The sequence below is a fragment of the Streptomyces sp. NPDC002573 genome, from assembly GCF_042889625.1.
Classification (GTDB): domain Bacteria; phylum Actinomycetota; class Actinomycetes; order Streptomycetales; family Streptomycetaceae; genus Streptomyces; species Streptomyces gibsoniae.
Genome location: NZ_JBIARC010000134.1, coordinates 1 through 11,658, shown reverse-complemented (window position 1 = coordinate 11,658; position 11,658 = coordinate 1). Strand labels below are relative to the sequence as shown.

The following is an 11,658-nucleotide window of genomic DNA, read 5'->3' as shown; positions in this document are numbered from 1 at the left end:
CGCAGGTCCCGCAGGTGTCCGTGGTGCCGAAGGTGCCGGGCCTGCCGACCGCCCTGCCGGGCCTGCCGACGAAGTCGGCCGCCTCGCCGGTCCCGTCGCTCCCCCCGTCCTCGGCCGTACCGGCCGCTCCGCTCTCCGTCCCCGCCCCGAGGCCGCCTTCGCGCACGCCGTCACCGAAGCTGCCGTAGCGCCCCGTACACGCGTCCGCGAAAAATTCTTCGTCCGCCGCGACGGACGCCCCTCCCCTTCCCGTAGAGCAGATGTCGGAGCTGCTCCACGGGCGAAGGATGGAACCGGATGGGTGTCGAGATCTGTGTGGAAGGGCTGACCAAGTCCTTCGGCCACCAGGTGATCTGGCAGGACGTCTCGCTGACGCTGCCCGCCGGGGAGATCTCGGTGATGCTCGGCCCCTCGGGGACGGGCAAGTCGGTGTTCCTCAAGACGCTCGTGGGGCTGCTGAAGCCGGAGCGGGGGTCGGTGAAGGTCGCGGGCCGGGACATCACCCGCCTGCGCGAGCACGACCTGTACGAGGTGCGGAAGCTGTTCGGCGTGCTGTTCCAGGACGGCGCGCTGTTCGGCTCAATGAACCTTTACGACAACATCGCCTTCCCGCTGCGCGAGCACACCCGCAAGTCCGAGAGCGAGATCAAGCGGATCGTCCTGGAAAAGATGGACATGGTCGGGCTGATCGGCGCCGAGGGGAAGTTGCCTGGCGAGATCTCCGGCGGTATGCGCAAGCGGGCCGGGCTCGCCCGTGCCCTGGTCCTCGACCCGGAGATCATCCTGTTCGACGAGCCGGACTCGGGGCTGGACCCGGTCCGCGTGGCCTACCTCAATCAGCTCATCGTCGACCTCAACGCACAGATCGACGCGACCTTCCTGATCGTCACCCACGACATCGCCTCGGCCCGCCAGGTCCCGGACAACATCGGGCTGCTCTTCCGGCGCGAGCTGGTGATGTTCGGGCCCCGCGAGGAGCTGCTGGCCAGTGACGAGCCCGTGGTACGGCAGTTCCTGAACGGCCGGATGCAGGGGCCGATCGGCATGGCGGAGGAGAAGGACGCGGCCCAGATCGAGCAGGAGCTGGCCCAGATCGACGAGGGCGTCCCGGCCGACGCGCTGACTCCCCGTCTGCTCCCCGGCCCTGGCATCACCCACCCGCCCCGCTGGGAGGCGATCGCGAGACGCGAGGCAGAGCTGCACGGGACGGGGGTGACGGGCGCATGAGGCTTTCCCCGGTGGGTGCGCTCCGGCACTCGGGCAACCTCTTCGCGATGGCGCTGGACGTCTTCCGGTCCCTCCCCCGACGGCCCTTCCAGGCACGGGAGTTCATCCAGCAGGCATGGTTCGTGGCGAGCGTCACGATCCTCCCGACGGCTCTGGTCTCGATTCCCTTCGGGGCGGTCATCGCGCTGCAGATCGGCAGCCTGACCCGGCAGTTGGGCGCGCAGTCCTTCTCCGGCGCCGCGTCCGTGCTCGCGGTGCTGCGCGAGGCCTCGCCGATCGTCACCGCGCTGCTCATCGCGGGCGCGGGCGGCACGGCGATCTGCGCGGACCTCGGGGCGCGCAAGATCCGGGACGAGATCGACGCGATGCAGGTGCTCGGCATCGACCCGGTCCACCGGCTCGTCGTACCGCGGGTGCTGGCGTCGATGGTCGTGGCCGTGCTGCTCAACGGCCTCGTCTCGGTCGTCGGTGTCGCGGGCGGCTACTTCTTCAACGTCGTCCTCCAGCACGGCACGCCCGGCGCCTACCTGGCGTCCTTCACCACCCTCGCCCAGCTGTCCGACCTGTGGGCGGCGGAGATCAAGGCGCTGGTGTTCGGGGCCATCGCGGCGATCGTCGCCTCGTACAAGGGGCTGACGGCGCAAGGCGGTCCGAAGGGAGTGGGCGATGCCGTCAACCAGTCCGTGGTGATCACCTTCATGCTGCTGTTCGTGACCAACTTCGTGATGACTGCTGTGTACTTCCAGGTCGTCCCACAGAGGGGTTAGCCGATGAGACCGCAAGAACTCCTCGATCGACCCTTGCGCTCACTCGAAGAGCTGGGCTCCCAACTGTCTTTCTACGGACGATCGTTGGGTTGGACGGGCCGCACCCTGCGCCGCTACAAGAAGGAGATCCTGCGGCTGCTCGCCGAGGTGAGCTTCGGGCGCGGCGCGCTCGCCGTCGTCGGCGGCACGGTCGGCGTGATCGCGTTCCTGTCCTTCTTCACCGGCACCGAGGTCGGCCTCCAGGGCTACGCGGCCCTCAACCAGCTCGGCACCTCCAACTTCGTGGCGTTCCTGTCGGCGTACTTCAACACCCGGGAGATCGCCCCGCTGGTGGCTGGACTCGCCCTGTCCGCGACGGTCGGCGCCGGGTTCACCGCGCAGCTCGGCGCGATGCGGATCAGCGAGGAGACCGACGCGCTCGAGGTGATGGGCGTCCCGTCGCTGCCGTTCCTGGTGACGACCCGGATGATCGCCGGCTTCGTCGCGGTGATCCCGCTCTACGTGATCGGGCTGCTGTCCTCGTACCTGGCCGCCCGCACCATCACCACCGGCTACTACGGGCAGTCGACCGGCACGTACGACCACTACTTCCACCAGTACCTTCCGCCCGTCGACGTGTTCTGGTCCTTCGGCAAGGTGATCGTCTTCGCGCTGCTGATCATCTTGGTGCACTGCTACTACGGCTACCACGCGAGTGGCGGCCCGGCCGGTGTCGGCGTCGCGGTGGGCCGGGCTGTGCGGACCTCGATCGTCGCCATCAACGTCCTGGACTTCTTCCTGAGCCTCGCGATCTGGGGCGCCAACACGACGGTACGGATAGCGGGGTGAGAACGGTGCATATGCACAGAACGAGACTCAGGCTGTACGGCATCGCGTTCCTCGCCGTGCTCGCGCTGCTGCTGTCGCTCGCGGTGGCCGTCTACCAGCAGGCATTCACGTCCGTCGTGCCCATCACACTGGAGGCCGACGCCCTCGGCAACCAGCTCGATCCACGCGCCGACGTCAAGCTGCGCGGGGTGCTGGTCGGCGAGGTGCGCGAGGTGCACGCCGACGGCACAAAGGCGACCCTCGACATCGCGCTCAAGCCGCAGTACGTGTCGTACATCCCCTCGAACGTGCACGCGCGGCTGCTGCCCAAGACGCTGTTCGGCGAGAAGTACGTCGACCTGGTCCCGCCCCCGCGTTCTGCGCAGTCGTCGGCTCGGCCCATCCGCGCCGGAGACGTCATCGCCCAGGACCGCACGAAGGTCGGCATGGAGGTGCAGCAGCTGATGAACGACCTGCTGCCGCTGCTGCGCACGGTCCAGCCGGGTGAGCTCAACGCCACGCTCTCGGCGTTCGCCACGGCGCTGGAGGGCCGCGGCGACCGGATCGGTGACAACCTCACCCGGGTCGAGGGCTATCTGCGCCGCCTCAACCCGCACATGCCCTCCCTCAAGGAGGACATCACGCGGTTCGCGGACGTCGCCGAGGTGTACGGCGACGCCGCGCCCGATCTGATGCGGATCCTGCGCAACACGGTCACCACCAGCCGAACGATCGTCGAGAAGAGGGACCGGTTGGCCTCGGCTCTGCGCGCGACCGCCTCCGTGGCGGGCACGGCGAACGACTTCCTGTCCGAGAACGGTGACCGGCTGATCACCCTGGGCCGTGTCTCCCGCCCCACGCTGGAGCTGTTCGCCCGCTACTCCCCCGAGTACCCGTGCCTGTTCCAGGGCCTGGTCCGGCAGGAGACGGCGTCGGAGGACGCCTTCCGGGGCGGCGAGATGCGGATCACCCTTGAGGTCGTCCGGCCGCAGGGGTCCTACCGGCCCGGTGAGGAGCCGGTGTACGGCGAGCGGTCCGGCCCGAACTGCCGCGGCCTGCCGCATCCGCAGGTGCCCGGGCCGAAGCCACATCTCGACGACGGTACGTCGGCCGGAGGTTCCGGCGGCGCGTTCCCCGGAGGTGTCGACGTGTCCTCCACCCGGGCCGAGCAGCGGGCCGTCGGCTCACTCGTGGCCCCCGTCATGGGCGTCCCCGCGGACCAGGTGCCGCCCGTGGCGACCCTGCTGTTCGGGCCGCTCGCGCGCGGAACGGCGGTGAGTGTCGCATGAGCAGGCCAGGAGCCCGGCAGACCGCGGCCCCGCTGATCAAGTTCAGCCTCTTCGCGCTGGTCACGATCGCGGCGACGGCGCTGCTCGCCGCCACCATCGTCAATGTCTCCTTCACCCCCAAGGACACCTATCACGCCGTGTTCACCGACGTCACCGGGCTGGAGACCGGCGACGACATCCGCGTGGCCGGAGTGCGGGTGGGAGAGGTCGACGGCATCCGGATCAAGGACCGGACGCTGGCGGAGGTCACGTTCACCGTCAGCGCGGACCGGCCGCTGCTCGCCGGGGCCCACGCGGTCGTCCGCTACCGCAACCTGGTCGGCCAGCGGTACATCGCGCTCACCGAGGGCACAGGCGACGTCACCGCCCGGCTGCGGCCGGGCGGCACCATCCCGCTCTCCCGGACCCAGCCGGCGCTGGACCTCAACGCCCTGCTGAACGGCTTCAAGCCGTTGTTCGCCGCGCTCAGCCCGAGCGACGTCAACCAGCTCGCCACCGAGATCATCCAGACCCTCCAGGGCGAGGGCGGCACGGTGAACAGCCTGCTCGCGCACACGGCCTCACTCACCAGCACCCTCGCCGACCGCGACAAGCTGATCGGATCGGTGATCGACAACCTCAACACCGTCCTGGAGACGCTCGACAAGCGCGGCTCCCGCTTCTCCGAGCTGCTCACGCAGCTGCGCCGGGTGGTCTCGGGGCTGTCCGCCGACCGCAAGCCCATCGGGGAGTCGCTGGTGAGCATCGGCGACCTCACGGACGTCACGTCGGGGCTGCTGAAGGACGCGCGTCCACCGCTGAAGGACGACATCGCCGGGCTCGGCGATCTCACCGGAACGCTGAACAAGAACGACAACACCGTGGAGGGCATCCTGAAGCGGCTGCCGAACAAGCTCGAGAAGCTGACGGGGACCGCCTCGTACGGCTCGTGGTTCAACTTCTACCTCTGCGACTTCGACGGCCGGATCGTGCTGCCGAAGACCAAGCAGGTGATCACCCCGGAGCTGCATGTGGCGCGGGCGAGGTGTGGCGGATGAGCATGCGCATCAGGCGGCGCGATGTCCGCCGCCCCGAGCCCCTCGTGAGGGTCCGGGTCCTGCCGCCGAAGCTGCCGAAACTTCCCAGGCTGCTGCCGAAGCGCAAACCCCGACCCGAACCCCTCGTGAAGGTACGCGTCCTGCCGCCGAGGCTGCCCAGGATCCGGCTCAAGCGCCCACGCCTGAAGCCCTTCCGCGTGGGGGCACCTCCCACGCCTTTCGGGCAGTGGGGGAGCAACCCGGTCGTCGTCGGTGCCGTGGGTCTCACCGTCCTGGCGCTGCTGACCGTTGCCGCCTTCAACGCCGACAGCCTGCCGCTGATCGGCGGCGGCGATGCCTACAGCGCGGCCTTCTCCGAGGCCGGCGGGCTCAAGCCGGGCGATGAGGTACGGATCGCAGGGGTCAAGGTCGGCAAGGTCGAGGGCGTCGACCTGGACGGCGACCACGTCAAAGTGAACTTCAAAGTGAAGGGCCACCCGGCGTTCGGTACCGACACGGGTGCGTCGATCCGTGTCAAGACGATCCTCGGCGCGAAGTACCTGGCCCTGTACGCGAAGGGTCCCGGCCAGCTGAAGCCGGGCAGCGAGATCCCGCTCCGGCGGACCGTGTCGGCGTACGACGTCGTCCAGGCCTTCAGCGACCTGACGACCACCACCGAGGCGGTCGACACGGAGCGGCTCGCGAGGGCACTGGACACGATCTCCGTCACCTTCCAGGACTCCCCCGAGGAGGTACGGGCGTCGATCCAGGGGCTGTCACGGATCTCCCGGACCGTCGCCTCCCGTGACCAGGCGCTGCGCGGGCTCCTCGACCATGCGAACGGGGTCACCGAGGTGCTGGCCGGACACACGAAGGACTTCTCCGCGCTGGTGAAGGACGGTGACGCACTGTTCAAGGAGATCGACAAGCGGCGCGCGGCGATCCACACGCTGCTCAAGAGCTCCGCGCTGCTGGGCGTCGAGCTGTCCGGCCTGGTCGACGACAACAGCAAGGAGATCGGGCCCGCGCTGAAGAACCTCAACACCTTCGTGACGATGCTCGAACGCAACCAGGCCAGCCTCGACCGCAGCGTCCAGCTGCTCGCCCCCTACGTACGGCTCTTCACCAACACCCTCGGAAACGGCCGCTGGTTCGACTCCTACATCCAGAACCTGGTCGCCGCCCCGGTCACGCCACGGACGGGAGGCACCCGGTGACCCGCAGACTCCTGGCCCTGTTCACCGCGCTCGCGATCGTCGTCGGCCTCGCCGTCGTCCTCTGGCCGGGCCCCGGCCCCGTCCGCGTCACGGCGTACTTCCCGCGCACCGTCGGCATCTACCCCGGCTCCGACGTCCGAGTCCTTGGCGTCCGCATCGGCGAGGTCAGGAAGATCACGCCGGAGGGCGACCGGGTACGGGTGGAGCTGGCATACGACCGGGGCCGCAAGGTCCCCGCCGACGCACGGGCCGCTATCGTCAACTCCTCCGTGGTCAGCGACCGTTACGTGCAGCTGCTGCCGGTGTATCGCAAGGGCGCGGTGCTGCGGGACGGAGACGTCATCCCCGAGTCCCGTACGGCCGTCCCCGTCGAGCTGGACCGGATCTTCGACAGCCTGCACACCACCGCCGAGGCGCTCGGCCCGAACGGTGCCAACAAGGAGGGCTCGCTGTCCCGGCTGCTCGGGGTGAGCGCGGACAACCTCCGGGGGCAGGGCCAGAACCTCAACCAGACGGTGGAGGACCTGTCCCAGGCGGTCACCACTCTGTCCGACGGGCGCGGCGACCTGTTCGGGACCGTGCGGAACCTTCAGGTGTTCACGGCCGCGCTCGCGGCGGACGACACCAGCGTGCGGTCGTTCAACACCGACCTCGCCGATGTGGCCGGGCAGCTCGCCGGGGAGCGCAAGGATCTCGCGGCCGCGCTGAAGTACCTGGCCGCCGCACTCGGTGACGTGGCCGGCTTCGTGAAGGGCAACAAGAAGGCGCTGACCTCGGACGTGCAGGGCCTGGCCAAGGTCACCAAGGTCCTCGTCACCCAACGGGCCGCATTGGAGGAGCTGTTGACGGTCGCCCCTACGGGCCTGTCGAACCTGCAGAACGCCTACAACCCCGCAGCCGGCACCCTCGACACCCGCAACAACGCGCAAGCCCCTCAGGATCCGTCAGCGCTGCTCTGCTCGATCCTGAAGACGACCGGCGACGACCACGACAACTGCGCCGGGCTGAAGAAGCTCTTCGACTCCCTGCCCAAGGTGCCGTCGGCCCCGGCGTCGACGGGCACGGTCGACAAGACCCTCGGCGGAATCCTGGGGGCACCGGCATGAGCGTGAAGCGCCTGGGGCGGGTGGCCGCCTGGACGGCGATCGGCTCGCTGCTGCTGACCGGCTGCGAGTTCAACGGCTGGTACGACGTCCCGCTCCCCGGCGGCGCCGCCTCGGACGGCCACGCCTACCACGTCACCGTCGAGTTCCGGGACGTCCTGGACCTGGTGCCGCAATCGGCGGTCAAGGTCAACGACGTCACCGTGGGCACGGTCGAGAAGGTGGAACTGGACGGCTGGCACGCGCGGGTACGGCTGCGCATCGCCGACTCGGTGAAACTGCCCGGCAACGCGGTCGCCGACCTGAGGCAGACGAGCATGCTCGGCGAGAAGTACGTCGCCCTGTCCGCGCCGACCGGCACCGCGCCCGTCGGACGGCTCCACGACGGCGACCTCATCCCGCTGTCCCGCAGCGGCCGCAACCCGGAGGTCGAGGAGGTGCTGTCGGCCCTGTCCGCGCTGCTCAACGGCGGCGGGGTGGCCCAGCTGAAGACGATCACCGTCGAGCTGAACAAGGCCCTCAGCGGCCGCGAGGACCGGGTCAGGTCCCTGCTGAAGCAGCTCGACACGTTCATCGGCGGCCTCGACGGCCAGCGGGCGGAGATTGTCCGCGCGCTCAAGGGCGTCGATCGGCTGGCGAAGCGGCTGAAGGACGAGAGGAAGACGATCGCCCTGGCCGTCGACACGATACCGCCCGCTCTGAAGGCCCTCGCCGACCAGCGCAAGGACCTGACGAAGATGCTCACCGCCCTGTCCACACTCGGCAAGACCGGCACCAGGGTGGTAAACGCCTCCCACGACGACACCGTCGCCGACCTGAAGAAGCTCCAGCCCATCCTGCAGGAGCTGAACAAGGCGGGTGACGACCTGCCCAACTCTCTTGAGCTCCTCACCACTTACCCGTTCCCGCGCAACGCGACGGACGCCGTCAAGGGCGACTACGTCAACCTGAAGATCACCGCCGACCTCGACCTGGCGGATCTGTACGGCAACGTCACCGGCAAGCCGGGCAAGGGCGGGAAGTCCCCGGCCCCCAGGCCCCCGCACCTTCCCGGCCTCCCCACTCCCACCCCTCTCCCGTCCGTCCCGTCCCTGCCGGGAACCCCGTCCGTGCCTCCCGTGCCCTCCGCACCCGCCCTGCCCTCTACGCCCTCCGACGGCAGCACCCTGCTGTGCCCGCCGGTGTGCACCGCTGCCTACGGCACCGGGGGCGGCTCGCGTCGCCTCCCGCCGGGGGTCGATCCCGGCCTCGCCGAACTGATGCTGAAGGGGATACTGCCTTGATCACACGTACGGTCAGGGCCCAGCTGCTCGCCTTCGCGACCGTCACCGCCCTCGGGGTGTCGTACGTCGGCGCCCAGTACACCGGTCTGGTGGACGACGTCCTGCATCGCGGGTACACCGTGCGCGCCGACTTCGCCGAGTCCGGGGGCGTCTTCCCCGGTGCCGAGGTCACCTACCGCGGGGTGCCGGTGGGCCGCGTGGGCGATCTGCAGCTGACCGGGTCCGGGGTCTCGGTGGCGCTGAAGATCGAGGACGGTGCCCCGCGGATCCCGGCCGACACTCTCGCGGTGGTCGCCGACCGTTCGGCGGTGGGCGAGCAGTACGTCGACCTCCAGCCGCGGCGGTCGGGCGGTCCGTACCTCATGGACGGCAGTCCGATCCCGCGCAGCCGCACCCGGACCCCGCTGCCCGTCACCGACCTGGTCCTCAGCCTCGACCGGCTGGTCAACTCGGTCGGCAAGGACGATCTGCGGGTCACCGTCGACGAGCTGGGCAAGGCGTTCGCCGGCACCGGACCGAACCTGAGCCGGCTGGTGGACTCCGGCGACGCGCTGGTGGAGTCGGCATCCGAGTCGCTCCCCCAGACGGTCTCGCTGATCGAGGACTCACGGACGGTGCTCAAGACACAGGCCGACCAGGGCTCGGCCATCAAATCGTTCTCCCGCGATCTCGCCGCACTCACCGAGCAGCTGAAATCGAGCGACGGCGATCTGCGCAGGCTGATCGGCAACACCGCGCCCGCCGCCCAGCAGTTGGACTCCCTGCTGAAGGCCACCCGGCCGCACGTACCGGTCCTGCTGGCCAACCTCATCAGCGGCGGCCAGATCACCGTGGCCCGCCTGCCGGGCGTCGAACAGGCCCTGGTCACCCTCCCGCTCACGGTCGCGGGCAGCTACACGGTCATCCCCGGCGACGGCACCACCCACTTCGGGCTGACCGTGAACGCCGACGACCCTCCCGCATGCACCCAGGGCTACGGCACCCAGCGGCGCGACCCCGCCGACACCAGCACGCGCCCGGCGAACACCGACGCGCGCTGCACGGTACCGCGCGGCAGCAAGACCTCGGTGCGCGGAGCACAGAACGCGCCCGGCGCGACGACCGGTCGGTACAGCGCCGACCAGGCCGCGTTCGTGGCCCCGTACGACCCGGAGACCGGCAACGTGACAGGCCCGGATGGAACGCCCCTCGAGATCGGCTCGACGGGCGGGGAACAGACCGTGTTCGGAAAGGAGTCGTGGCAATGGCTGCTCGTGGGCCCGATGGCGTGAGAGGCGGACGCATGCGGCTGCTGTCGGCGGGGCTCGTCGCCGCGACCGTGTTGACGACCGTGCTGTGTGTCTGGGTGGGCCTGAAGCTCTCCGACCAGCGCGCGGCGGAACAGCGCCGTCAGGACATCCTGGCGGCTGCCCGCCAGTCTGCGCTGAACTTCACCTCGCTCGACTACCGGCACTACGACCGGGACAGCGGCGATGTGCTGAAGGGCGCCACCGGCGAGTTCAAGAAGGAGTTCGCCGCGCAGACCGCACAACTGACGAAACTGGTTGCGCAGAACAAGTCGGTGTCCGAGGGGCAGGTCCTGGAAGCGGGCATCGTGCGGTCCGACGCGCGCTCGGCCCGGGTCCTGGTCGTAGCCGACAGCAAGGTGACCAACACCGCCGCGCCCGAGGGCCAGACGCGCACCTACCGCCTCCAGCTCGACCTGGCGCGTGTGGCCGGCCGCTGGCTGACCTCTGACGTCACGTTCGTGGGCTGACCCACCCTTGAGGCCATCGATGAGAAGAGACACCGTGGCGAACCCGACCTCCCGCACCCGCGGCGCCGGCTCACCGGGCCGCCGCACCATGACCGCGGCCGCCCGCGCGGCTGCCAAGCGCGCCGGGCGGCCCGCGCGCCCCGAGCGCAGTGCCCGCCAGGTAGATCAGACTCCCTCCGGGCGCACCCTGCTCGTCGAGCCTCCCGCGAACGGCTGGGAGGACCCGCCGGAGCCCGAGTCGCCCGAGTCATTCGAGGGGGAGCCGGAGGACGGCGCGCCCGTGCGCAAGGCCGGGCGGAGCATGCTCACCGCAGTGCTGGGCGTGGTCCTGGTGGCGGCCCTGGTCGCCGCCGCCGTACTCGGGTGGCAGTTTCGGCAGGGGCGGCAGGCGGAGCAGGCCCGCGACGAGGCTCTCGCGGCCGCGCGGAAGGCGGCGCCGGTCGTGCTGTCGTACGACTACCGGCACCTGGACCGGGACTTCTCCCGGGCCCGCGCCCTGCTGACCGGGCACTTCCGCGACCAGTACGGCAAGACCACGAAGGCGGTGGTCGCGCCGACCGCGGCGAAGTACCACGGCGTGGTGAAGGCGACCGTGGCCACACCCGCCGACGGCGGCGCCCCGGCGGCCTCCGTCGTGTCGGCCGCACCGGACCGGGCCGTCGTCCTGCTCTTCGTCAACCAGGTCACCCAGAGCACCCAGGTCCCGGAGCCCCGGCTGGACCTGAACCGGGTGCGTATGACGCTCACCCGCACCTCCGACGGCTGGAAGGTGAGCGGCGTCGACGCCCTCTGACCAGACCTCCGTAAGTGCCCTCGCGCAGTCGTGCGGGGGCACTTTTTCGTGGGGAAGCTGGCCTCAGAAGCCTCACAGTCTTTCCGAGAGTGACGGGTGCGTCTCTGGATGCCAGCGCACCGGACCCGTGCCCCAACGCGGAGCCAGATAGGCGGCCCAGCCATACCCCACCAACCCCAACTCCTGTGCTGGCCCGGGGGCCTTACGGGTCATCCGTGCCTGGCTCACCCGCGCCGTCACCCTGGACCGGTGTGACAAGCCTGGACGGACAAGGACCCGCCCGCCGAGCTCAAAGCCCTGATCGAGGTCATGTCCCGCGGGGTGGTGTAGTCACGGCAGCTGTTTCGGTTCCGGTTGTGGGGTGATCTGCGGTTCAGGTTCGGTTGGCTTGGTGGTGAAG

The 11,658-nt window shown here is 69.9% G+C and carries 11 protein-coding genes; all 11 read left to right on the top strand.

Annotated elements, in window-relative coordinates; translation table 11 throughout:
• Positions 1-297: 297 nt before the first annotated feature.
• Genes ACFYX0_RS44695 through ACFYX0_RS44645 form a run of 11 tightly spaced genes read left to right on the top strand, consistent with a single transcriptional unit; the run spans position 298 to position 11,258 of the window.
• Entirely contained in the window at positions 298-1,227 is a 930-nt protein-coding gene (locus ACFYX0_RS44695; protein ID WP_388980787.1) for an ABC transporter ATP-binding protein, read from the top strand.
• Positions 1,224-1,994 (top strand): ABC transporter permease, encoded by a 771-nt coding sequence (locus tag ACFYX0_RS44690; protein ID WP_355923614.1) that lies wholly within the window; start codon positions 1,224-1,226, stop codon positions 1,992-1,994. Before ACFYX0_RS44695 ends, ACFYX0_RS44690 begins: the two co-directional genes overlap by 4 nt.
• Before the next feature lie 3 nt (positions 1,995-1,997).
• On the top strand, positions 1,998-2,822 hold the full coding sequence (locus ACFYX0_RS44685; RefSeq protein WP_355923616.1) for an ABC transporter permease: 825 nt from the start codon (positions 1,998-2,000) through the stop codon (positions 2,820-2,822).
• Between the two features lie 11 nt (positions 2,823-2,833).
• A complete protein-coding gene (locus ACFYX0_RS44680; protein WP_388980784.1) occupies positions 2,834-4,090 on the top strand; it encodes an MCE family protein in 1,257 nt (418 codons plus the stop codon).
• Entirely contained in the window at positions 4,087-5,127 is a 1,041-nt protein-coding gene (locus ACFYX0_RS44675) for an MCE family protein (protein WP_388980781.1), read from the top strand. Before ACFYX0_RS44680 ends, ACFYX0_RS44675 begins: the two co-directional genes overlap by 4 nt.
• Positions 5,124-6,323: an MCE family protein gene (locus tag ACFYX0_RS44670; RefSeq protein WP_388980778.1), complete on the top strand. Its 1,200-nt coding sequence runs from the start codon at positions 5,124-5,126 to the stop codon at positions 6,321-6,323. The genes ACFYX0_RS44675 and ACFYX0_RS44670 overlap by 4 nt, the downstream gene beginning before the upstream one ends.
• A complete protein-coding gene (locus ACFYX0_RS44665) occupies positions 6,320-7,429 on the top strand; it encodes an MCE family protein (RefSeq protein ID WP_388980775.1) in 1,110 nt (369 codons plus the stop codon). Before ACFYX0_RS44670 ends, ACFYX0_RS44665 begins: the two co-directional genes overlap by 4 nt.
• Entirely contained in the window at positions 7,426-8,709 is a 1,284-nt protein-coding gene (locus ACFYX0_RS44660; RefSeq protein WP_388980772.1) for an MCE family protein, read from the top strand. The genes ACFYX0_RS44665 and ACFYX0_RS44660 overlap by 4 nt, the downstream gene beginning before the upstream one ends.
• Entirely contained in the window at positions 8,706-9,980 is a 1,275-nt protein-coding gene (locus ACFYX0_RS44655) for an MCE family protein (protein WP_388980769.1), read from the top strand. The genes ACFYX0_RS44660 and ACFYX0_RS44655 overlap by 4 nt, the downstream gene beginning before the upstream one ends.
• A gap of 11 nt (positions 9,981-9,991) precedes the next feature.
• Positions 9,992-10,465, top strand: a complete 474-nt coding sequence (locus ACFYX0_RS44650) for a hypothetical protein (protein ID WP_388980766.1) — start codon at positions 9,992-9,994, stop codon at positions 10,463-10,465.
• A gap of 34 nt (positions 10,466-10,499) precedes the next feature.
• Positions 10,500-11,258 (top strand): hypothetical protein, encoded by a 759-nt coding sequence (locus ACFYX0_RS44645; RefSeq protein WP_388980764.1) that lies wholly within the window; start codon positions 10,500-10,502, stop codon positions 11,256-11,258.
• Positions 11,259-11,658: the final 400 nt, after the last annotated feature.